This window comes from Mesorhizobium sp. B2-3-5, assembly GCF_006442395.1.
GTDB lineage: Bacteria > Pseudomonadota > Alphaproteobacteria > Rhizobiales > Rhizobiaceae > Mesorhizobium.
Map to the genome: position 1 here is coordinate 95889 of NZ_VFVX01000014.1, position 22299 is coordinate 118187.

The 22299-nt window shown below is 62.8% G+C and carries 16 protein-coding genes; 1 reads left to right on the forward strand and 15 read right to left on the reverse strand.

All coding sequences use genetic code 11. From position 1 onward, the window contains the following. The 8 genes from tagH to tssA form a co-directional block, all read right to left on the reverse strand. Positions 1 to 1458 carry a type VI secretion system-associated FHA domain protein TagH gene (tagH, locus tag FJ958_RS17640; RefSeq protein ID WP_140744468.1) on the reverse strand — a complete coding sequence of 486 codons (1458 nt, stop codon included), beginning with the start codon at positions 1456 to 1458 and terminating at the stop codon, positions 1 to 3. Further along, positions 1455 to 2522, reverse strand: coding sequence for a type VI secretion system baseplate subunit TssG (gene tssG, locus FJ958_RS17645; RefSeq protein WP_140744469.1), 1068 nt, complete (start codon positions 2520 to 2522; stop codon positions 1455 to 1457). The genes tagH and tssG overlap by 4 nt, the downstream gene beginning before the upstream one ends. After that, on the reverse strand, positions 2486 to 4360 hold the full coding sequence (gene tssF / locus FJ958_RS17650) for a type VI secretion system baseplate subunit TssF (RefSeq protein ID WP_140744470.1): 1875 nt from the start codon (positions 4358 to 4360) through the stop codon (positions 2486 to 2488). The genes tssG and tssF overlap by 37 nt, the downstream gene beginning before the upstream one ends. A 1-nt stretch (position 4361) precedes the next feature. Next, positions 4362 to 5114 (reverse strand): type VI secretion system baseplate subunit TssE, encoded by a 753-nt coding sequence (gene tssE, locus FJ958_RS17655; protein ID WP_140744471.1) that lies wholly within the window; start codon positions 5112 to 5114, stop codon positions 4362 to 4364. Then, positions 5101 to 5550: an Hcp family type VI secretion system effector gene (locus FJ958_RS17660; RefSeq protein WP_181176420.1), complete on the reverse strand. Its 450-nt coding sequence runs from the start codon at positions 5548 to 5550 to the stop codon at positions 5101 to 5103. Before FJ958_RS17660 ends, tssE begins: the two co-directional genes overlap by 14 nt. Before the next feature lie 82 nt (positions 5551 to 5632). After that, a complete protein-coding gene (tssC, locus tag FJ958_RS17665; RefSeq protein ID WP_140744473.1) occupies positions 5633 to 7138 on the reverse strand; it encodes a type VI secretion system contractile sheath large subunit in 1506 nt (501 codons plus the stop codon). A gap of 3 nt (positions 7139 to 7141) precedes the next feature. Continuing rightward, positions 7142 to 7678 carry a type VI secretion system contractile sheath small subunit gene (gene tssB, locus FJ958_RS17670; protein ID WP_140744474.1) on the reverse strand — a complete coding sequence of 179 codons (537 nt, stop codon included), beginning with the start codon at positions 7676 to 7678 and terminating at the stop codon, positions 7142 to 7144. A 5-nt stretch (positions 7679 to 7683) separates the two neighbouring features. Further along, positions 7684 to 8859 carry a type VI secretion system protein TssA gene (gene tssA, locus FJ958_RS17675; RefSeq protein ID WP_140744475.1) on the reverse strand — a complete coding sequence of 392 codons (1176 nt, stop codon included), beginning with the start codon at positions 8857 to 8859 and terminating at the stop codon, positions 7684 to 7686. Between the two features lie 327 nt (positions 8860 to 9186). On the opposite strand from tssA, the gene tssH reads away from it, so the two are divergent. After that, entirely contained in the window at positions 9187 to 11988 is a 2802-nt protein-coding gene (gene tssH, locus FJ958_RS17680; protein ID WP_140744476.1) for a type VI secretion system ATPase TssH, read from the forward strand. 334 nt (positions 11989 to 12322) lie between these two features. Here the strand turns inward: tssH and FJ958_RS17685 are convergent, their stop codons facing one another. The 7 genes from FJ958_RS17685 to FJ958_RS17715 form a co-directional block, all read right to left on the reverse strand. Continuing rightward, the gene (locus FJ958_RS17685; protein ID WP_140744521.1) at positions 12323 to 14944 is read right to left on the reverse strand and encodes an EAL domain-containing protein; all 2622 of its coding nucleotides are present in this window, start codon (positions 14942 to 14944) and stop codon (positions 12323 to 12325) included. A 513-nt stretch (positions 14945 to 15457) separates the two neighbouring features. Further along, positions 15458 to 15763 (reverse strand): hypothetical protein, encoded by a 306-nt coding sequence (locus FJ958_RS17690; RefSeq protein ID WP_140744477.1) that lies wholly within the window; start codon positions 15761 to 15763, stop codon positions 15458 to 15460. Between the two features lie 358 nt (positions 15764 to 16121). Next, a complete protein-coding gene (locus FJ958_RS17695; RefSeq protein ID WP_246679618.1) occupies positions 16122 to 16664 on the reverse strand; it encodes a sarcosine oxidase subunit gamma family protein in 543 nt (180 codons plus the stop codon). Continuing rightward, complete coding sequence (locus FJ958_RS17700) at positions 16657 to 19602, reverse strand: sarcosine oxidase subunit alpha family protein (RefSeq protein WP_140744478.1); 2946 nt, start codon at positions 19600 to 19602, stop codon at positions 16657 to 16659. The genes FJ958_RS17695 and FJ958_RS17700 overlap by 8 nt, the downstream gene beginning before the upstream one ends. Positions 19603 to 19606: 4 nt before the next feature. Further along, on the reverse strand, positions 19607 to 19864 hold the full coding sequence (locus FJ958_RS17705; RefSeq protein WP_140744479.1) for a sarcosine oxidase subunit delta: 258 nt from the start codon (positions 19862 to 19864) through the stop codon (positions 19607 to 19609). Positions 19865 to 19876: 12 nt separating this feature from the next. Continuing rightward, a complete protein-coding gene (locus FJ958_RS17710; RefSeq protein ID WP_140744480.1) occupies positions 19877 to 21133 on the reverse strand; it encodes a sarcosine oxidase subunit beta family protein in 1257 nt (418 codons plus the stop codon). A 9-nt stretch (positions 21134 to 21142) separates the two neighbouring features. Continuing rightward, positions 21143 to 22291, reverse strand: coding sequence for a Xaa-Pro peptidase family protein (locus FJ958_RS17715; protein ID WP_140744481.1), 1149 nt, complete (start codon positions 22289 to 22291; stop codon positions 21143 to 21145). Positions 22292 to 22299 lie beyond the last annotated feature (8 nt).

The following is a 22299-nucleotide window of genomic DNA, read 5'->3' on the forward strand; positions in this document are numbered from 1 at the left end:
CTACTCCTCTTCATATGCGTCCCTGAAGTCCGCGCCGATCTCGCCCAGGAAACTCGATTCCGCACTCTGGGCGATGTCGCGATGTCGTTTCCGGTAGAGCTCCCACAGCTTGGCGTTGCGCCCGCCGGAGAGCAGATTGCCGATGGCGGAATTCGATTTGAGCTCTTCCTCGATCGCGGCCGGATCAAAACGGTCGATCATGCGCCGAAGTGCAGCCTGAACACCGCGCCAGGCGCGTACGTGATGCTGTGCAAGGTCCCTTACCGCGTCGCCGATCGCCGCCTCGCCGGAGAGAAAGCCCGGACTGCGTTCAGAGATGATGGTGACGATGACATCCTCCACCGTCGGCAGGAATTTAAGCGGGTTGACCTCGGAAGCACCGACCACCGTCTGGGCGACGCGGGCGCTTCCCTTCTCCTCGGCGCGCTTGCGCAGGAGTTGCATCAAGCCATCCAGCATCAGTCGGTATTCGCGCCCGAACTTTTCCATTTCGGCGATCGCATCGCGGCCGGGAAAATCGGCCTCGTCGACGCCCATGCCGCGTAAGAATGCGGCACGAAGCGCCATATCGGCGGAAGCAGGCCGTGCGGGGTGCGCCGGCTTTGATGCTGGAACGGCGCGGCGCGGCGGCGGTGACGCGGCTTCCTGCGCCGGCATATCCCAGGGATGCGCGGCTCGCGGCTTTTCAACCTGATGGTGCGCACGTCCTGCACGGTCGGCGCCGTTGGTGAGAGGCGGCGTCACGCCCGGTCCAAAGCTGAAATCGTCATCGAGGCTGGCCGGCTTTGCCGCATGCCCGGGCGCATCGTTGCGCGAAGACATTTCACCAAACCCGAACGGATCTGGCTGACCTGGAGCAGCGGCACCGCTGGAGTCCGGCGTCGCCACCGGGTCGAGGCTGAACGGATCGTCAAAGGCGGGCGAACTGCGTTGGCTCGATGGGCGGTCATAAGCCCCGGGAACAGGCTGCTCGAAGGGGTTCGGCAGATCCGCCGGGCGCGGCGGCCGCGGCTCTTCCTCGACGTTGGCCGAGAAGAAGTCGTCGCCGCCGATGCTGGCCGGCGTTCGCGCTCCCGGCGATGACCACGCAGGCATGGGATGGCTGGCGACCGGGGCAGGGCCGATCGACGTCTGGCTCGCTTTGGATTGGACCTCGACATAGACCACATAGTCGCCCATGCGCAGCCGCATGCCGCTCTGCAGCCGCATCGACCGGCCAACTCCTAGAGGGCTGTCGGAATCGTCGACGAACAATCCGCTGCTCGACGTGTCGGTAACGAAATAGCCATCCCGGTCGCCGCTGATCTTGCAATGCGCGCGCGAGACGAACATGTCCGGGTCGTCGATCTGCCAGCCGGCATCGGCGCCGCGCCCGATCACCAATTCGCCCTCGTCCAGCCGGGTCTGCCTGACCACTTGCGAGCGCGGCCCTTGTTCCAGCGTCAGCAGCAGGCTCATGCGGCCGCCTCCGCCATTTCCGGCCGCCAACCCACGATGGTGCGCAACCTGAGATCGTCGGCGTCACCCTTTTCGGCGGGCCGTGCCAGCCAGGCCGTCCGGCCAAGCTGGACAGTCCCGACCCGTGGCGGCGGCACGGCGTCGCGCGCGAGCACGATGCGCAGATCGACGTCGAGCGTCTCGCCGATCATGTCGTTCACCGCCTTCTTGAAAAGGCCAAGACGCCGTTCGCCGGGCAGGAACGACTTGAAGTCGTCAAGGCTGAGCGGGCCGACGCGCAATTCGATCCTGCTTTGGCGGCTGAAGACCCGCGGCCCAATCGTCGCACCGCGTCCGAGACCAGCATAGGCCTTGCCGAGACGCGTCTGCAGCGCCGTCGGTATGGTGATCCAGGCGGCGACGAATTCCTTAATCTGCACCGGTACCTTGAAGGCGGTGGCGAGAAACAAGGTAAGCCGCTCCACGCCGTCGACCTGGTTGGCGAGCGATCCGGCCTGTCGCAGTCGCACAGTGTCTAGTTCGGGATCCTGGGTGCCGGGGAGGCCGATCCCGGACATTGCCTCCAGCATGCCGCGAACGCGCCCGCCGACGGAACGCTCGACCTGAACCGCCGGATGCGCGTCAGCCCAGGCGCGGTAGTAAAGCGCCATCATGCGGTGCTGCAGGATGTTGACGAAATCGACGAACGTCGTGTCGCTGGTCTGCTCGGCGTCGGCCCCCGTGAACCAGCGCTGCGACAGCCGGTCGAGCACCCAGCGTGTCAGATGCAACGGCATCGGTCCTTCCGGTCCAAGCAGCCCGAGATTGGCGACGGTTACCCGCGCCGGGGCCTTGCCCCCGGCGTCCTGGAGCTTGACGAGGTCCCGGGCCGAGAAGCTCAGGCGCACATGCTGGCCAAGTCTCGCCGGCTCTCGGTCGGCCGTTCCGGAATGGCCGAACAATCCACGGCGCTGCTCCAGGCGTCGCAGCAGCTCGAAAAAATCGAAGCCCTCCGACAGCGGTTCGGCTGCGACCGTTGCGGGCTCCTCTAGATCAGGTAGCGATTGCCGGGCGTCATCGGCCATGGCACATCCTCCTGCCTCTGCAACAACCGCGTGCGGGTCCGCACAAATCCGTTTATCCCCGCATGGCGGGCGAACAGCCGCGAAAGCAGGGCCGAAAGCAGCAGCGAGCTTTGACCCGCCAGCACGGACTGGTCGACATGCAGTGTTACCTCGGTGCCGCGTCCGAAACACATTGGCCCGTCGATCTGGAGCCGCTCGATCACCGGGCGCGAATCGATACGGACGATCGAATGCACGTTGCGGGCAAGGCCCGGATCGCCCCGATCGGCATAGAGGTCGAGCAAGGCATGCAGCGGATCGACGCCACGGCCTTCCTGGGCAAGGCTGAGGAAGTTGAGAGAGAGCTGCGCCACCAGCCGCCAGGCGAGGTTGTCGGCGCGGGATTCGCCTTCGGCGCCGGCCGGCAGGGACGCCGGGATTGCCGGCTGCGGCGCCCGTAGTGCCCCGAGCAAGCGTACCGCTTCGACCGGATCGGCCGTCTCCAGCGTCAGCGTCGGCGTATCGTCCAGGATCGGCAGGTCGCGGTTGGTGCAGAGCGCCGTGATGTCTAGACGCTTGAGCGGCCGGTTTGGCGCGCTTCCTGCCGGGCGCGAGACGGCGATAAAGACATCGTCGCCCGTGTAGGAGGTGCGGGTCAGGCCCTCGCGCCGCTCGTCTTCCGTGGCCCGGCGCGGCCGTCGCTCGGTCGAATAGACCCAACCGCTGCCGCTGTTCTGCCCCAGGCTGAACAATTCGGGAATTGTCGCCTCGCCGCTCTCCGCGTCGGCATCCTCGACCCGGGAGACCCGGAAGATCTCGAAATCCCGCGCGCGGGTGCGGTCGGCGTGCAGAACCTGACGCGTTTTGCGCGGATCGATCTCGATGACGTTGCATTCGCGTTCGAAGAGATTGATGACCGGCGTCACGAACAACTCGAAATCGGCGGCCGTCACATCCGCGAGCTCGGGCACGGGACGGCGGAACAGGAAGATGATCTCGATCCCCGCATCGCACTTGCGCACCACCGGCTGGAGGCCGGCGACCCGCACGTAATGGAAGCGCTCCGGGATCATGAAATATTCGCGCAGCAGCCGATAGCCCTCGAAGGTCGGACGGGTGCGCGGCATCAGCGCTTCGTCGTCGCGGATGCCGATCATTTCGGGCTCGGGCAGCGCCGATAACCGATCGGTCTTGCCTTGCGCCCGCGCGCCGACGGCCGAGCAGGCGCCGAAGATTGCATCGAAAAGCAGCGGCGCCTTGGCACGCCCGGCGAAATAAAGGTCGAGACGGTCGAGCGACAGCTCGCTGAGCTTGCCTTTTCCTGTCCGGGCGAGGGTGACGCGAAACGCCGCCTCGCCGCGCACATCACCGATCGGCGCGATTCCGGCGGCGGCGAGCGCGCTGCGATCCTGGAAATAGTTGACCGAGGTGATGGCGATCGGCCACAGCGTGACCTCCTGCGCGGTGGTGAAGGTGGAGCGCGTCGAAAGCCCTGGATGCAGGCCGGAGACCAGTCGTGTGCCGCGCGCGACGGCGTGGCCGGTGATCATCGACTGCACCTGCTGGCCGGGTTTCAGCACAGCCATCGCCGTCGCCGGCGCCGGCGTCACCAGATCCGGGTAAAGCACATCGAGCACGGCGCGCGAGAAGCGCGAGCGCTCCGCGTCGACCTTCAGACGGGTGCGCGCGGCCAGGAAGGCCACGCCGTCAAGCAGGCGTTCCACATAAGGGTCGGGACATGGGACCGTATCGAGGGAAAGATTACGGGCAACCGCCGGATGCATGTCGGCGAATTCCGCGGCCAGCGCCCGGATATGGGTCAGTTCTTCTTCGTAATACTCCACGAAGACCCGATCCATCTCAGGTCTCCCGGAATTCGGTTCGCGCCAGGCCGTTGTCGAGATTGATCGTGGTGCGCAGCCGCATACGCTCCGGTGTCGGGGCCATGATCAGCACCGCGTCGATCTCGATCTTGAGGCCGACGTTTTTGTCGCCGAGCGTGACGTTGACGGTCGTGGCGCTCTCCTTCAGGCGCGGCTCGAAGGTGGCGAGCACCGCCCGGATTTCGCGCGCCAGCGCATCGCGGTCGAAATCCCGCGACGAGCGGCCGGAAAAGGACGGCACGCCATAATTGACCACGCTGCGGCGTACCTCCGGAAAGTCGGCGAGCGACGGCAGCTCGTCCAGGGGCTGTTCATGTTCGGCGTCGGAGAGCATCGGTACGGATTCGAAACGCTCGGTGTTGAACAGGGCCTCGATGTCGCGCCGCACGGCTTCTCTCAATACGTGCGCCGAAACGACCACGCCGCGGCTTTCGACTTCGGCGCGATGCTCGGTCTGAAAGGCCAGCCGGTGCAGGCGCCGTTTCTGCTCGGATGTGAGTTCGGCGTCGGTATCGATGGCGCGCGCGCTACCGACAAGAAAAGCCTCGACGCGCGCGTCGCCGAGTTCCTCATCCAGCAGACGGCGCAGCCCGTCGATCTCCGACGTCAGCCCCGGCAAGTCGTTGACGAGGCGGTCCCAGAGGGAAGGCTGGACCGCCTCGCGCTTTGCCCGCGAACTGCCGGCAAACTGCGCCTTCGCGCCGGGCCGCTTGGCCTCACTTGCCGACATAGACGTCCATTTCGATCTCGTCGTCCTTGTCGTAGACGAACTTGATCTTCTTGTAGGCGAAGCTGACTTCTTCCTCGATAAGGTCCGCCTCGTCGGCGGCCTGCCGCATATCGTATTCCATGATCGAGGCGTCGGAGAGCGTCACGACCAGATAGTCGCTGGTCTCGCCGTCAATAGTGCGGCGTGCCGAAAACACCACCTCGTCGAGTGCCTTGTTCTCGAACAGGGCTTTCTTCAGATATGGCGACGACTTGTCGTAGTGCTTGAAGAATTTGATCATTCCCATCGACACACGGCCGCGTCGCGAAAGCGAATTCGGATCGTAGGGCGCCATCATCTTGTAATCGACGCCATGCACTTCGATCTCATCTTCATGGCCATCGCGCTTGCTCGGGCCCTTGATATCCGGAACTTTCAAAAACCCATCAATCTTCATTGAAGGAGCCTCGCTTCTCTCTGTGGTAGGCATTGTCTTTCTCCACCGCGTTCAAACGACACAAGATGACTTCGCTGCGATTTCAGCCCTTCACCGACGGCAGTTCCGACACCAGCCGGAGGGAGGCGTTGATGCCTTCCAACTGGTAGTGCGGACGCAGATAGAAACGGGCATTGTAGTAACCGGGCCGGCCTTCGACGCTGTCGACCTGAACCTCGGCCGCGGCAAGCGGGCGCTTGGCCCGCGCCTTGTCGTCGGCAAAGGCCGGATTGGCCAGCACGTACCGGTTGATCCATTCGGTCAACCAGATCTCCATGTCGGTGCGTTCCTTGAACGAGCCGATCTTGTCGCGCGCGATCGCCTTGAGGTAATGCGCGAAGCGCGACACCGGGAAGAGGTAGGGCAGGTTGGCGCTCAGCCGTTCGTTCGACTGGGCGTCGGGGTCGACCAGACGCCCGGCGCGCGTCTCGTCATCCTGAAGCGAATGCGCGCCGATGAAGGCTGCGAGATCGGTGTTCTTGCGATGCAAGATCGGCATCAGGCCGAGCTTCGCCAGTTCCGCCTCGCGCCGGTCGTCGATGGCGACCTCGGTCGGGCATTTCATTGCGATCGAACCGTCGTCCGTCGGGAACGCGTGAACCGGCAGGTTGAGCACCGTGCCGCCATTCTCGACGCCGCGGATCTGTGTTCCCCAGCCATACAGCTTGTGGCTGCGGTTGATGTTCACGCCCATCGGGAAGGCGGCGTTCATCCAGACATATTTGTTGTGGTCGCCACCCACCTCTTCCTCGAAGGTGAAGCCCTTCACCGGAACGGTTTCCGAGCCGTAGGGCAGGCGTGCCAGCACGCGCGGCATGGTGAGCCCGATATAGCGTGCGTCCTCGCTCTCGCGCAGCGACTGCCATGAGGCATAGGACGGATTGTTCACGATCATCTGCAGGTCTTGCGGGTTCGGCAGTTCCTGCCAGCTGTCCATGCGGAACAGCCGCGGCGAGGCGGCCGCGATGAACGGCGTATGCGCCGAGGCACAGACCCCGGATATGTTGCGCAGCAGGCCGACGTCGCGCGGATGGTTGGAGAACTCGTAGGCGCCGATGATGCAGCCGATCGGCTCGCCGCCCAGCATCGAATACTCGTCCGTGTAGACTTTCTTGAAGACCGGGCTCTGGTCCCACATCTGGCCTTCATAGTCTTCCAGCGTGTCGGCCAACTGCTCCTTGGAGATGTTCATCACCCGGATCTTCAGCTTGGTATCCGTCTCGGTGTTGTTGATGAGGTACCAAAGACCTCGCCAGGTGCCTTCCATCTCCCGCACTTCCGGGGCATGCAGGATCTCGTTGACCTGCGTCGTCAGCATCTTGTCTATGCCCGCGATCAGCGATTTGATCGATTTGATCGCATTGGACGAGATGCTCGTCGTCTCGGAACGGGACTGAGCGGCCAGCGCCAGGTTGCGCACCAACTGCTGCAGCTTCTCACTGTCGTCCTTCTTGACCTTGAAATCCTTTTCAAGGAGGCCGCTGAACTCGCCAAGATCGATGGCTTCCGCCTCGGCGGTAGCGGCTGCGGTCTTTTGCTGTTCGGCCATGACTTACTCCTCGCCCTTGCCGTCAGATATCGCCTGGCTGGCGATCTTGCTCAGCAGCGGCTCGTTGTTCAGAAGCTGCGCAATACGCTTTTCGGCGTCGACGCGGCCATCCATGAAGCCCAGCAGTTCCTCGAGTTGACGGCGCATCTTGAGGATCTCGGCCAGTTGCGGCACCTGCTCGGCGATCTTGTCCGGCGCGAAATCACCCATTTTGGAGAAGGTGAGATCGATCGCCAGTTCCTCGTCCCGCTCGGCGCCTTCCGCTTGCGGCAACGTGTTCTTCACGCGCGCCTTCACGCGCGGTCCCATCGCTTCCATGAATTTGGGGAAGCGATTGGCGTCGGTTTCGACGAAATTGCGATCCAGAACCGACTTTGACGCTTCCTTGGTCTGCGAGGCGCCGGAAAGGTCGGCCATGACAGCCATGACGAACGGCAACTCGATCGTCGTTGGGCTGCCGTAGGTTTCGACGTCGTAGGCGATCTGCACGCGCGGGGCGCGGTTTCTTTCGATGACCTTCGCTTTGCTCTCTGCTGGCATGCCTGTTACCTTTCATCCTTCTGGGCCGGCTTCTTGGGATCGGGGACACCGGCAAGCAGCCGGAATTCCTTCAGCCCCGACGGGGCGAGATCTTCCATCAGTTCCACGAAATCCATGTGCACCATCCGACGCACGCGCCGGGCGAGATGCGGGATAGGACTTGACGGTTCCGTGCGGTCGTAGAATGCGACCACCAGATCGAGGCATTTGACGACCTCGTCGCGCGAGCTGATCCGGTCAGGCAGGCCGGTGCTGGCTTCCACGGAGCTTGCCGCACTTGCCATCGTCTCGGCTCCATGACCGTTTCGGGGGGGCGTCGATGCCGGTTGAGACGCCTGGGGGGCAGGCTTTGCCTCACCGTTGGCCACGGCGCCGGCGCTGGAATTCCGCTCCAACGTCGTCAGCATGCGCTGCAGGAACTTCTTCAAATCCGGAATGGCCGCGCCATTGCCGTCGATGCGGGCATTGAGCGAGGTATCCACCGCCTCCAGCGCCGAAATCGCGGCGCGCGCATCGGCCAAAAGTGTCATGACGGTGTCCGCGGCCTGATCGATCTGCGCCGCGCATCCTGTGCGAACCCGGTTCAGCATCTGGTTGTGGGCGGCCGTCAGAGCCGCCTTTTCGGCGGTCCCAAGGCCGGAGGCAGCTTCCTGGAGCATGACGCGCTCGTCGAGCGCTGCCTGTTCCAGATCTCGCCCGCTGATCGGCCCGATCGCGCGCGGTGAGAAGAAGACAGTCTGCCTGAGGTTCGCCAGCAGGCCTTCCTGGCCGTTCTGGAGGTCAAGCAACGCATTGATGCGTCGCAGCGCCGCCTCGCGCGGCGTGGCGCCTGTCCGCAAGGCCGGATGCATCGTATCCCAATACTGGTCGAAAGTCCTTGCGATCAGGGTCAGCCCCTGGGCGAGGCCTGCGAGCCTCTCTTCATTGGCCAGAGCGCGCGTGACGATGACCAGAAGGCGCAAATCCCGGCCGCGCGACTGCAATTCTTCCGCCTTTTCGAGGACGGCCGCCCAGTCCACCGAGATGGTCGATTGAGAAGCCTTGTTGCCGCCGTCGTGGATGACCTTGAGCTGGGCTTCCGTGAGCCGCTCCAACTCGTGGAAAGCCGGGTCGTTGCGTAAATCCTCTCCCGACGGATTCGCACCGTCCAGAGGATTCAGCCAGAGTGCAAGATCAATCACACGTACCCCCAGCAGGCGGCCCCGTGACTCCGATGTGACGCAACGTTATCATCGGTCCCACGCCACGACAATTGAACACATGCTCGAAAACTAACAGAAGCTGAATGCCTCACTTATCTCTCGGCGAAACCCGTTGGGCGACTGGCGGACCAGGCATGTAAAATGGTTCGCATGGTTCGGACCGCAATCGTTGCAGGAGTGTGCAAGGTTTGTGTAACCGCGTGGTGCCGCCCGGATAAGGGCCGAAGAACTCGCTCGTCATACGGCTTTGTCAAGCAGCCGCTTCTATGGCAGGGTATGGCCAGCAGATTTCGGGGGCAGGTCCAGATGGAACAGCGCCGGTCGTCGCAAAGTTTCAAGCGCAAGGAACTCGTTGCGAAGCTCAATCCCACGGGGGTGCGCGCGTTCAAGGCCGCAGCGGACACGGCCAAACTGCGCGGCAACCCCTATGTCGAGCTCGCCCATTTCGTCCAGCAACTGGTGCTGTCCGAGCGCTCGGATGTGCAGATGATCGTCGCTGATGCCGGGCTGGATGTCAGCCGGCTGACGGCGGATATGACCCGCGCCATCGACAAGCTGCCCTACGGCGCGACCTCGGTGGAGGAATTCTCCGATCATATCTTCCACGCAATACAGGAAGGCTGGAACCTGGCCACGCTGGAATTCGGTGTCGAGGAGGTACGCAGCGCGCATATTCTTCTCGCCTGCCTGAAGACACCGGTGCTGGAAGGGCTTATTTCGAAGATCAGCGCTGAATTCGACAAGATCGACGCGGACGGGGTCATTGCCCGCTTAGCCGATGTCACTGAAGGCTCGCTCGAAGCTGGCTCGCCTCCCGCCGCCGCTGCCACCGAAACACCGTTGAAACGCGGCCCGGGCGGGGATTCGGCGCTCGCCAAATACGCCACCGACCTTACTCAGCGCGCCCGTGACGGCAAGATCGATCCGGTCGTCGGCCGCGATCCTGAAATCCGCCAGATCGTCGATATCCTGATGCGGCGCCGGCAAAACAATCCGATCCTGACCGGAGAGGCAGGTGTCGGCAAGACGGCGATTGTCGAGGGCTTCGCCTTGCGCATCGCCGAGGGCGACGTGCCGCCGCCGCTTCAGAATGTCAGCGTGCGCATGCTCGATGTCGGGCTGATGCAGGCGGGTGCCAGCGTCAAGGGCGAGTTCGAAAAGCGGCTGAAGGCCGTCATCGACGAGGTGCAGGCCTCAGGGACGCCGATTATCCTTTTTATCGACGAGGCGCACACACTGATCGGCGCGGGCGGCGCGGCGGGAACCGGCGACGCGGCCAATCTCCTGAAGCCCGCCCTGGCGCGCGGCGAGCTTCGCACGATCGCCGCCACGACTTGGGCCGAATACAAGCAGCATATCGAGAAGGATCCGGCGCTGACCCGTCGGTTCCAGACGGTCAAGGTCGAAGAGCCTTCCGAAGCGGTGGCCGTGCTGATGTTGCGCGGTGTCGCCGGCGTTCTCGAGCAGCACCACCAGGTCCAGATCCTTGACGAGGCGATCGAGGCTTCGGTTTCCCTTTCACACCGCTACATCCCGGCCAGGCAGCTGCCGGACAAGGCGGTCAGCCTCCTCGACACCGCCTGCGCCCGCGTTGCCGTCTCGCAGCACGCCACGCCGGCCGAGGTCGAGGACATCCTGCGCCGCCGCCAGGCGCTCGAGGTGGAGAAGGGCATCATTGGCCGCGAGGCAGCGATCGGCATCGAAGTGGCCGACAGGCAGGCCCGCGTGGAAGCCGGGCTGGCGGAAACCGAAACCGCCCTTGCGGCAGCGCAAACACGCTGGGATCGGGAAAGGGCACTTGTGACCGAGATTCTCGACCTGCGCGCCAAACTCCGTGGCGAGGGCATGCCGCTTGACGTTGCGGAGGACGAAGAAACTGCTCCGGGCGAGCCTGTCGACGCGCCAGCGGCCGAAGCGCATGAAAAGGCGGCTGAACCCAGCGGCTCGAAGACAAGGTCAACGACAACGAAGGCGGCTAAGACGGAGCCCGGTCCTGCTCATGAGCCTGCTTCTTCATCGGATGCCACCGCTGATCTGGCACGACTGCGCGAACTGATGGCGGAACTTGCCGAGGCGCAGGGCGAGACCCCGTTGATCCTGCCGTCGGTCGACCGCAATGCCGTGGCGGCCGTTGTCCAGGACTGGACCGGCATCCCGACGGGACGGATGCTGTCCAGCCAGACCGAGAAGGCACTCAATCTCGCCGCCACCTTGTCCGAGCGCGTGGTCGGTCAGGACCATGCCATGGAGATGATCGCGAGACGCGTCCAGACCAGCCGCGCCGGCCTCGGCGCGCCGGAAAAGCCGGTCGGCGTCTTCCTGCTTTGCGGCCCGTCCGGCGTCGGCAAGACCGAGACAGCCCTGGCGCTGGCCGAAACGCTTTATGGCGGCGAGCAGAACCTTATTTCGATCAACATGTCCGAATTCCAGGAAGCGCACACGGTCTCGACGCTGAAGGGCGCGCCACCCGGTTATGTCGGCTATGGCAAGGGCGGCATCCTGACCGAGGCCGTGCGGCGCAAGCCCTATTCGGTGATCCTGCTCGATGAGGTCGAGAAGGCGCATCCGGACGTGCACGAGATCTTCTTCCAGGTCTTCGACAAGGGTATGATGGACGACAGCGAAGGCCGTCGGATCGACTTCAAGAACACGCTGATCCTGCTCACCTCGAATGTCGGCTCCGAGGTCATCATGGACCGCACGAAGAACGGCACCTTGCGCACCGGCATCGACGATCTGGACAGCGCCTTGCGCGGTCCGCTGCTGAAAGTGTTTCCTGCCGCTTTCCTTGGCCGCGTCGTGACAATCCCTTACTATCCGCTTTCCGATGCGATGATCGAGGCGATCACCAGACACCAGTTCGGCAAGATCGCGCGGCGCCTCAAGGCAAGCAACGACGCCGAGCTTGTAATCGGCGACGGTGTCATGGACATGGTCAAGGCGCGCTGCACCGAGATAGAATCTGGCGGGCGCATGATCGACGCCATCCTCACCAACACGCTGCTGCCGGAACTCAGCCGCGGCGTGCTCAATCGCTCGCTCGAGGGCAAAGTGACAAAAGTTGTCGTCGGAGCCTCGGCGGAAGGATTCACCTACTCTTTCGAATAGACTTCGATTGGGTTGGCCGTTCGTGCATTCGCACCGACAAAGCGCATTCCTATGGCTGGCCAGACTGACCATCGGTGCACAATGCGTTCATCTCGATGGCGCTTCGTCCAACGCACTCAGCTTATTGCCGTGGACGGTCGGCCCAAAAGCAGTCGACCATCAGTCGGGCAGCTATTGCTGACATTTATGGTCAATTGCACGACGCCTTCGGAGTCGGGTCACGAACCGGCTGCTTTATCCTTGACGCTTCCGGAAGGCCGCGCAGCTATCTCCTTGCGGACGTTCTTCCATATTAGTCCGGAGCCGTGATGCTTGTGGCCGGCGTGCGTCAATCTCAGGATGCTGCGCGCATTCGCCGGCTGCTTAGGAACTCCATGATCTCTCGTGCGCTCATCGGTCGGCTAAGCGCATAGCCTTGCAAGATGTCGCAGCCCAAATCCTTGAGGATCTTGGCCTGCTGCATTGTCTCGACACCTTCGGCGATGACCTCGACCCCCAAGGACCTGCCAATCTGCACAATCGATTCCACGACCTCGCGCTGCGGGGCTGACTCGGCGATCGGACTGATTAGCTGGCGTGCAATTTTCAGCCGTCGAGGTTGAAGTTTGAGCAAGCTGACAATCGAGGCATGCCCGGTGCCAAAATCGTCAATTTCAATGTCGATTCCAAGTTCCTTGATCTGGTTGACGTTCCAAACCACAAGCTCATCATTATCGTCGAGGAAGATCGATTCAAGAAGCTCGAAAGAAACGGTTCCTGGTTTTATCGAGAGTGACGCAAGATTGTTGATCAGCTCCTCGTCCTGCAGCCGTTTCGCAGAGACGTTCACCGAAGCGCGCGGGACCAACAGCCGGGCTCTCTGCCACTGATCAAAGTCGCGGAGAGTTTGTTCGAGTATCAGTCGGTCAATAATCGAAACGACATTCAACTCGTCCGCAATTTTTAGGAACCGGCCTGGTGGCTGGAGGCCGTCGATCGGATGGTTCCAGCGCGCCAGCGCCTCAACGCCGGCAACCTCTAACGTTTTGGCGTCGAACTGCAGCTGATAGTGCGGAACAAATTCGTTGCGTTCCAACCCTCCGAGGATCTCATCGGCCACCCGTTTGGTCCGAACGATCTCGGACTGGAGATCTTCGGTGAAGAACTCATACCGATTGCGTCCCCGCCCCTTGGCCCGATAGAGAGCTATGTCCGCGTTGACCATCATGCGTGGGCCGTCGATAGGACCGACCGCATCGACCGCGATCCCGATGCTGACCCCAATACGGCACTGGTGGTCCTGATAGGGAACCGGCTGCCGCAGTCTCTGTATGATCCGGTCGGCCAACTGCCTGAGTTGGTCTATCGAGATGTCGCGGCTGCAGACTACGACAAACTCATCGCCTCCGACTCTGGCAACGAAGTCCGCCGACCCAACAGTCGATGTCAGCACCTTCGCGGTATGGATCAGCACGGCGTCGCCGACGGCATGGCCAAGCGTGTCGTTGATCTGTGTGAAGCGATCGAGATCAAGATGCAGAAGCGCGGCGCCGCTGCCAGCCGTCGACACGGTGGCGTGGGCATCGAGCATGGTGTCGAGGTGGCGGCGATTTGGAAGGCCGGTCAGCGAATCGTGAAGCGCTGCATGCTCGTTGCGCGCCGTCGCCGCCTCCAGCTGAGCATTCCTCGTTTCGGCGAGGTTCTTTGCCCGTTCCAACTCCCGCGTCAGGGCCACGTCCGCCGTCACGTCCCATTCCGCTCCGACCATTTTGTGGTCGGTACCGTCCTTGTAACTCTTGGCACGCGCGCGAAGATGTCGAGTAACTCCATTGGGAAGCATTACACGATATTCCGAAGAGTATATGCCGGTCGCGACCCCCTGTGCGAAATCCCGCTTAGCCCGCTCGAAATCGTCGGGATGGATCGATCTCGACCACTCTTCGAAGGTCCTCGGTTTGCCATCTGCCGGCTTTCCATAGATTTCGTTCAGGCGGTCGTCCCAGTATATGATGTCGGAGTCGAGATCCTGTTCCCAAACGCCAATTTGCGAAGCATCGAGCGCAAGCTCCAGCCTCTCTGAAAGCTGTGCAAGCCGTCGTTCGCTGCGGCGCAGATCGGCGTAATGCTTATGCCGTTGCTCGAAAAGCCGCCCCGCAATGACAATCGGAACCACGACCAGAGCGCCGCCGATGAGCATTGCCAATCGCAAAATCCAAGCGTTCCGGGGCGTGGCGTTCCAGCCCCCCTTGGGAATGGCGGAAATCTGCCACGATCCTGTCGGCAACCGCACCTCGGCGGTGACGGGATTGTCTTCCGCCACGCGCGCGGGACCAAAAAATCGCGCGCCGCTTCGGCCCAGAGCGTCCTTGCCCGTCAGAGCGATCTCGATCGACCGTTTCTTGTCTAAAAGACCGCTGTCCTCGTACAGCTTCTGAATGTCGATTGCGGCGGTCACTATGCCCCAGAACGCCTCGGTAGGGCGGTCACGATCAAGGAATACCGGGAATCGGCCGACAAACGCCTGACCTCCTTGCTTCAGCTGCACGGGGCCGGCCAACACCAGTTGTTTGGTATCGCGTGCCCGAAGTACCGCTTCACGCATGTCTTCATCCTTGCGAAAGTCCAATCCAACGGCCTTTTCATTGCCTTCCATTGGATACATCAAAGAGATGACCAGGCCGGGGGCAGCGGCAATGTTTCTGAGGCGTGTCTTCTCGCGAAAGAGGCTCTCTGCCAGTTCGGCAAAACGGGCTTGGCTCATGTTCGGTTCGGTAACGATCGTCGCGATCAGACCACGCGCCAGTTGAAGGTCTCCGTTGACATTGCCCTCGAGATTGGCGCGAACGAGGTTCATCTCCTTCGCCACGTCGACGCGCAATGCCTGTTCGGCAACAATGCTGTTTTGATGGTCGGCAAAAACTCCCGCGATCAACAGCACGACAAGGGCTATCACTGCCGGAAGACTGGTCCAGCTCATGAAGGCGCGGAAGTGCTGATGAATGGCAAATGGCAAGGTGGAATCTCAGCCGGCGTAACTTCCGATCGGTGCACGATAAAGGACCAGACTTAATCGAATCTTGGTGTCCCTGCGCAAAGTTTAGAAAAGGCACACCTTGGAGACCAACGCTTATCTGGCAGTCCGGACGATGGATCGACGAGGAAAGCAAGCGGTCGGAAGCCCAAGATCGCGAATACGGTTCGTTATCTTGGTGTGAATGTCGAAAATGCGCTCAGCCTAGCAGAGGCAACGGAGATCTGATCTTGGCAGCCACTCGGCCCTACCGAGAGGCTGTCATGCGCCTCGATATCGGACGTGAGCCAACCACCTCCTGGTGTCAAAAGCTGTCATCTCGCGATCAATTGAGGCGGTTGGTTTGCACCAGAAGCAGACGATGCGAAGTCGAATCCCGCGATCTGCATTGGTCAGATTTGCATTGGTCAGCATCGGGCAATCCCGCCAGCCTCAGTGCTCGGTTCGGGCCACTACCAACTACTGGGCGCCGGGCGTCCATTCGGGCAGCGGCGCCAGGCTGCGGTTGAACTGCTTCCACCACATGGCCTCATCTATCTCGCAGCAGGCGCGAAGCATGGTGTGCGCCTTCTCGAAAGCCTGGGTGGCGAGATCGTCGAACGTCATCTGCGCATCGTACGGCACCGACACCACCAGTTCCTGACCTGTCTGTGTACCGCCTTCGTCGACCTGAAGATAAAGCCAAACGACGAAATGCGCGCTTTGGCCACTTGCGTCCGCATTGCCAATCTTAATGCGGTCGATGCCTGCTGCGGTGACTTTCATGCGGGACCTCTTCATTCGATTCACAGTGAATCCCAGAAGTCCGCAGCAATCAGGAAGGTTCCGTGGCCGCTGTCCCTATGGTGAAGTATTGATGAAGAGCTGGTTAGGCACTGTCGGCTTTCTATGAACCTCACCAGGGTAGGCGAACCATCCAGAACCAGGAGCAAGTCGCAAAGATGTCTCCTTGGCGCCCACAGGCGGACACCCATCTCGTTTCTAGGGGCTAACGTTCAACGGAGGCTCCGGATGGCTTTGTTGGTGGGTTTTGGCGGTCGACAGCCTCTGTCGAGCGATCCTCGACGTGATTACTTCCAAATCCCCGGTTGGAAAGGGTTCCATCTTGTCGGCCAGCGGGCAGTCAATTTCGCGCTTTAATTCCAGGCGAAGAACGCTTGCTGGCGCTTTCGGCGATCCAGTCCGCAAGGCTGCGCGCAAAGCTTCGCGGCACGATCATGTCGCAGCCAGTCTCGCCGGTGCGCAGGACGAGCACCGGCACGTGATGAAAGGCCGTTTGCAGCGCGCGGCCCGGAGCCGAGACAGGCGAGCACCAGTCGACGACCATGCTAGTGGAGAGAATATCCAGGACGTGTGCGCCACCCAACCTGAAGCGCACCCGTCCGTCGCCGAGGTCGACGGAACAACCCAGCTCGGCATCGATCTTCAGGGGCGGTGGTTTTGCACCCGCCTCGCTCACCAGCCAGAGGCGGCGGGGAGAGACCCGGACGATGAGCGTGTCGGCACAACGGGCCGTCTCGCCGACGGAGACGGGCAGGGCGGTGCCCAGCAATTGCGAAACACTCAACTCAAATCGGGCCTGCATCCCATCCCAGGATTCGATCTGAACGATCGGGCAATCGGCCACCGACAGATTGACTTCATTCAATGCCAAGGCCTCAGCCATGCAGCCGCTCTCCCTTCGGATCCAGAAAGACGGGCGAGACGACGCGCGCGCGAACGATTTCGGCTTTCATCGGATAGGCGGCGAGGATTTCGCTCCCCTCGACCGCGACGTCGCCGGCAAGCAGGGCCAGGCCGACATAGCGGCCGAGTTCCGGGCTGAAGGTCACCGACGTTATCCGGCCGCGCCCATGGCCGGCGATGGTGTCGTCAGGCATGAACAAAATGGCGCCGCCCCGCAGGCGTTTGCCCTCCTCGGCACATTCCAAACCAACCAGACGCTGGCGATCGGGAGCCTGAAACGCCGGGCGATGCCGCAGGACCTCACCTACGAAGCCGGTGCGCCTGCTCGCCATGCGGCCAAGGCCAAGATCATCGAGCGTGGTGCGGCCATCGATCTCCGGCCCGGCGACGTGACCTTTCTCGACGCGCAGCGCGCCGAGCGCTTCGACACCGTAGGGTTTCAGGCCAAACGGCCCACCCACTTCCAGCAGCCGGCTCCAGAGCCGTTCGCCATGGCTCGCGGCGACATAGATTTCATAGGCGCGCTCGCCGGAGTAACTGAGGCGGATGATACGCAGCGTCCGTCCCTCGGACACGGCCTTGATGACGCCCATATGCGGCAGCGCATCGTTCGAAACGTCGAGCTCCGGAAAGGCGGCGGTGAGGATATCCCGGCTCTTCGGGCCGGCAAGGGACATCGCCGCCCATTCGTCGCTGACCGAGGTGACGGCGACACGCAACTCCGGCCATGCAGTGTCGAGCAGGAATTCGAGCCGCGACTGCACATCGGCCGCCTTGGCGGTCGAGGTGGTCATGAAGAAGCGCGTTTCCGAGAGCCGCGTGGTCGTGCCGTCGTCGAAGACGATGCCGTCATCGCGCAGCATGACACCGTAGCGGGCGCGGCCGACCGGCAGCTTGGCAAAGCCGTTGGCATAGACACGGTCGAGGAAAATGGCCGCGTCCGGGCCTTGCACGTCGATCTTGCCGAGGGTGGAAATATCCATCAGACCCGCGGCGCCGCGCACCATGCGCATCTCGGCGACATAGGCCTCATTCACGTCGCGGCCGGCGGCGCGATAGAAATACGGACGCATCCACAGCCCCACCTCGAGCATCTCTGCGCCATTCGCCATATGCCAGTCGTGCATCGGCGTGCGGCGAACCGGCTTGAAATGGTGACCGACGGCGCGGCCGGCGAGCGCAGCGATGGCGACCGGTGCATATGGCGGACGAAAGGTCGTGGTTCCGGTTTGCGGGATCGTCTCTTGGCGTAACGCCGCCATCGCTGAAAGTGCGGCAAAATTACTGGTCTTGCCCTGGTCGGTGCCCATGCCGAGCGTGGTGTAGCGCTTCAGGTGCTCGACCGATTCATAACCCTCGCGATGAGCAAGCTCGATGTCCTTGGTGGTGACATCCATTTGGAAATCGATGAAGGCTTTCCCGCGCCCAACGAAGGAGATCGCACGGAACGCGTCGGCTGCGGTTTCGCCGAGATCGAGCCTCGCGGAGGGCGGTGGCGTTGTAGATTTTCCGCAGAAGATTGCCGCATCGGTGCCGGCGCGGTGTCCATCCTCGATGGCATTGGTGGTCGAGAAGCGGCCAATCATCGCGCCCGCGCCAAAATGCCCTGCCGGAAAGCCGCCGGGAATGAAGCCGTCCAAATCGTCGCGATAGACGGGTTTGACACCGAGATGCGCGGTAAGATGCACGGTCGGTGACCAACCGCCGGACATGCAGACGAGATCGCAAGGGATCTCCGTATTGCCGTCCGGCCCGGTAAGCTTCGCGCCCCTGACCGCATGGCCGCCACGCAGATCGGCGATTCGGGTCCCGGATCGGATCGCGATGTTCAGGCGCTTCGCTTCCGCGGTCAGACCGGCAGGCGAGGCGCTGCGCTGATCTGCGACTGTCACTTGCGCACCGGCGGCGGCAAGGTCGATGGCAGTGCGATAGGCGCCGTCATTGGTGGTGGCAACCAGGATCCGTCTCCCAGGCAGAACGGCGAACCGGTTGAGGTAGGTCCGCGCGGCCGATGCCAGCATGACACCCGGCCGGTCGTTGTTGGAGAACACCAGCGGCCGCTCGATGGCACCGGCCGCGAAGACGATGGAGCCTGCACGAAGCATGGTGAAGGCCTGCCGTGCGCCTTCCACCGCCGGATCGTCGTTTCGTTCGATCAGACCCAAGGTGTTGCCGTCATAGGTGCCGAACGCCATCGTCTTGCGCAACACGGTGACGTTGGACAGGCCTGCCAGTTCGGTCACGATTATCTTCAGCCAGGCTGCCGCTTCGCCATCGGAGCGCTCCGACAGCAGCTGGCCGCCGAGAAGGAAATCCTGCTCGATCAGGGCGACGCTCGCGCCGGCGCTTGCCGCGGCGCGCGCCGCCGAGAGGCCAGCAGGGCCGCCGCCGACGATCGCCACGTCGGCAAATGCGTGGCGCATCTCGTAACGGCCGGGATCGGGCTCGGTGCCGGCCCGGCCCAGGCCTGCCGCCCTGCGGATGAAATGCTCATAGAACATCCAGGCGCGCCGCGTCGGTCCCATGAAGGTCTTGTAGTAGAAGCCGGCGGAAAGGAACGGCGCCAACAGCCCGTTGATGCTCTGCAGGTCGAAGGCAAGTGACGGCCAGCGGTTCTGGCTTTCGGCAGACATGCCTTCCGCCAGTTCGAGCGTGGTGGCCGGCAGGTTCGGTTCGCGCCGTCCCCCGCTCCCGAGCGTGACCAGAGCGTTCGGTTCTTCGGGGCCGGCCGAGAAGATGCCGCGCGGCCGGTGATATTTGAAGCTACGTCCGGTGAGTGTGATCCCGTTGGCCAGCAAAGCCGAAGCCAGCGTGTCGCCTTGGTAGCCGTTCAGCGTGCGGCCATCGAAGCTGAAGCCAATCGGTTGCGCACGGTCGATGCGGCCGTCTGCTGGCAAACGTCTGTCATTCGAGTTCATGCTTCTATGTCCTGGCGAAGCCGACGGAGAGGATGGAATGGTCGCGGGTGTCGCGCTCGACGACGAGCCATTGCCGGCAGCCGGCGACATGTTGCCAGAACTCGCTGTGCGGCCCGGGCGGGTTTTTGCGGACATAGACATAACGATACCAGGTCTCCGGGTCCGGATCGTCATGACCTGGACGCGTGACCGAAGCGTCCCCGCCATAGCGGAACTCGTCATGGTCGCGCGGGCCACAGCACGGACATTCGATGCGAAGCATTTGTCTTGCCCTTTATTGAAGCCAGGCGGAGGGGCCGGCGCCAGCCTCGTCGAGTGTGTGGCCGGAACGGAAACGGTCGAGCCCGTAGGCGGCGATCAATGGATGCGGCTTGCCGGTCGCCAGCGTGTGCGCAAAGCACCAGCCCGAAGCCGGCGTCGCCTTGAAGCCGCCATAGCACCAGCCGCCGTTGAGATAGAGTCCGTCGATCGGTGTCGGGCAGATGATCGGGCTGGCGTCGGGCGTCATATCCATCACGCCGCCCCAATGGCGCAGCATCCTGACGCGTGAGATGCAGGGCATCAGCGCGATCGCGGCCTCGGCCACCTCGCGCACGACGCCGAGATTGCCGCGCTGGGCGTAGGAGTTGTAGCCGTCGAGATTGCCGCCGAAAACCAATCCACCCTTGTCGGACTGGCTGACATAGAAATGATCAGCGCCATAGGCGACGACATGGTCGACCAGCGGCTTCAGCGGCTCGGTGACGAAAGCCTGCAGCACGTGGCTTTCGATCGGCAGTTCCAAGCCGGCCTTCTGTCCGAGCACGGAGGTATGGCCGGCAACAGCGAGACCGACTTTGCCGGCGCCGATCCGGCCCTTGCTCGTCTCCACGCCGACGATCCTGTCGCCGTCCCGGACAAAACCGGTCACTTCACAGTTCTGGATGATGTCGACGCCATGGCCGTCGGCGGCACGTGCATAGCCCCAGGCGACAGCATCGTGACGGGCCGTGCCGGCACGGCCCTGCAGGATCGCGCCATGGATCGGAAATCGCGCCGTTTCGGAAAAATTGAGATAAGGGACCAGCCGCCGCACTGCGTCGCGATCGAGTATGTCGGCATCGATGCCGTTTAGCCGCATGACATTGGCACGGTGGCTGAAAGTATCGAGCTGGTCCGCCGAATGGGCAGTGACGATCTGGCCGCGTTGCGAGAACATGACGTTGAAATTCAGCGCCTGCGACAGGCCTTCCCACAGCTTGACCGAGAATTCGTAGAACTGGGTGTTGCCGTCGAGCAGGTAATTGGAGCGGATGACGGTGGTGTTGCGGCCGACATTGCCGCCGCCGATATAGCCCTTCTCCAGCACGGCGACATTGCGGATGCCGTGATTCTCCGCGAGATAGAAGGCCGTGGCCAGCCCGTGTCCGCCACCGCCGACGACGATCACATCGTAAGCCGGCTTCGGCTCTGCGGCGCGCCAGGCGCGCTGCCAGTTCTTCTGGCCGGACAAGCCGTTGCGGAAAATCGAGAACGCAGAATAGCGCGACATGTTCATGGTCTAGCGGACGATCGAGCCGGCCGGGGTGCGGGTCAGCACTTCAGCGCCTGCGTCGGTCAGCAGCACCGTGTTTGACATGAAATGGTCGCCGCGGCCGGTGCCCATCAGCCAGGACAGGATGTGGAAGCTCATGCCAGTCTCGATTTCGAGATCGGAATCGTGCCTGAGGCCGGTCACCGAATTGCCGCCGGTCCAGGATGGCGGCTGGCCAATGCCGACCAGATACCCGCAATGATGGCGCCGATAGTGCGAGAGACCGGCTTCGTCGGCGACGCCTTGCCAGGCGGCATAGACGTCGCGCGCTCTGACGCCAGGTCTGAGCGCCTTGACGACGGCATCGAATGCCTTGGCCGTCACCTCGGCCATCGCCGCGTCTTGATCCTTGGTGCTGCCAATACGGATCAGCCGGCCAAGCGGCGCATGATAGCGCGAGACGCAGCCGGAGAGTTCGACGAAGACAGGCTCGCCGGTGCGGTAGATGCCGTCGCCCCAGGTCGTGTGTTCTTCCCCGAGCCTGGTGGCGGGACGAATGAACGGGCCGAAGCCCGGCGCGTGGCCCCCGGCGCGGATCATCGCCGCCACGCATTGGGCGGCGACCTCCTGCTCGGCGGCGCCGGCGGAGATTGCCGCGATCGCCGCACCTGCAGCAGCGTCCGTAACCTTGGCGGCGCGGCGCATCAGCACCTGTTCCTCGGCACTCTTCACCAGCCGCATCTTGTCGACGAGCCCGGAAACGTCGCTCCATTTGCCGTCGGCCCGCACCTCGAGCCTCAAGGCGAGGCCATGGCTCAGACCGGAGGTCCAGTGTTCGAGGCCGATCTGTTTGCCTGCCAGGCCAAGCTCGAAAATGAGGCGCGCGGCCAGATCGGCAGCGGTTTCGCTGTCGGAATGACCGCGGAAATCCGCCGCCTTCACCTGGTTCTCTATCGTCACCTTTTCCATTGACCGGGTGACCAGAACCGGTCGACCGTCGAGTGGGACAATCAAGAGGTGTGGCGCGAAATAGCCCCAATGGTCGAGGCCGGTGAGGTAGAAGATATTCTCAGGGGAAGCGAAGATAGCGGCATCAAGCCCGCGTTCTGCCAGCGCCGTGGACACCTTCGACAGGCGGCCGGCGATTTCGGCTTCGGAAAAGGGATTGCGGTCCATTGGGTATC

What these genes read in the sequence shown, in the direction of transcription:
- tagH (WP_140744468.1), bottom strand. Translation starts at nt 1,458, where the DNA reads ATGAGCCTGCTGCTGACGCTGGAACAAGGGCCGCGCTCGCAAGTGGTC.
- tssG (WP_140744469.1), bottom strand. Translation starts at nt 2,522, where the DNA reads ATGGCCGATGACGCCCGGCAATCGCTACCTGATCTAGAGGAGCCCGCA.
- tssF (WP_140744470.1), bottom strand. Translation starts at nt 4,360, where the DNA reads ATGGATCGGGTCTTCGTGGAGTATTACGAAGAAGAACTGACCCATATC.
- tssE (WP_140744471.1), bottom strand. Translation starts at nt 5,114, where the DNA reads ATGTCGGCAAGTGAGGCCAAGCGGCCCGGCGCGAAGGCGCAGTTTGCC.
- FJ958_RS17660 (WP_181176420.1), bottom strand. Translation starts at nt 5,550, where the DNA reads ATGAAGATTGATGGGTTTTTGAAAGTTCCGGATATCAAGGGCCCGAGC.
- tssC (WP_140744473.1), bottom strand. Translation starts at nt 7,138, where the DNA reads ATGGCCGAACAGCAAAAGACCGCAGCCGCTACCGCCGAGGCGGAAGCC.
- tssB (WP_140744474.1), bottom strand. Translation starts at nt 7,678, where the DNA reads ATGCCAGCAGAGAGCAAAGCGAAGGTCATCGAAAGAAACCGCGCCCCG.
- tssH (WP_140744476.1), top strand. Translation starts at nt 9,187, where the DNA reads ATGGAACAGCGCCGGTCGTCGCAAAGTTTCAAGCGCAAGGAACTCGTT.
- FJ958_RS17685 (WP_140744521.1), bottom strand. Translation starts at nt 14,944, where the DNA reads ATGAGCTGGACCAGTCTTCCGGCAGTGATAGCCCTTGTCGTGCTGTTG.
- FJ958_RS17690 (WP_140744477.1), bottom strand. Translation starts at nt 15,763, where the DNA reads ATGAAAGTCACCGCAGCAGGCATCGACCGCATTAAGATTGGCAATGCG.
- FJ958_RS17695 (WP_246679618.1), bottom strand. Translation starts at nt 16,664, where the DNA reads ATGGCTGAGGCCTTGGCATTGAATGAAGTCAATCTGTCGGTGGCCGAT.
- FJ958_RS17700 (WP_140744478.1), bottom strand. Translation starts at nt 19,602, where the DNA reads ATGAACTCGAATGACAGACGTTTGCCAGCAGACGGCCGCATCGACCGT.
- FJ958_RS17705 (WP_140744479.1), bottom strand. Translation starts at nt 19,864, where the DNA reads ATGCTTCGCATCGAATGTCCGTGCTGTGGCCCGCGCGACCATGACGAG.
- FJ958_RS17710 (WP_140744480.1), bottom strand. Translation starts at nt 21,133, where the DNA reads ATGTCGCGCTATTCTGCGTTCTCGATTTTCCGCAACGGCTTGTCCGGC.
- FJ958_RS17715 (WP_140744481.1), bottom strand. Translation starts at nt 22,291, where the DNA reads ATGGACCGCAATCCCTTTTCCGAAGCCGAAATCGCCGGCCGCCTGTCG.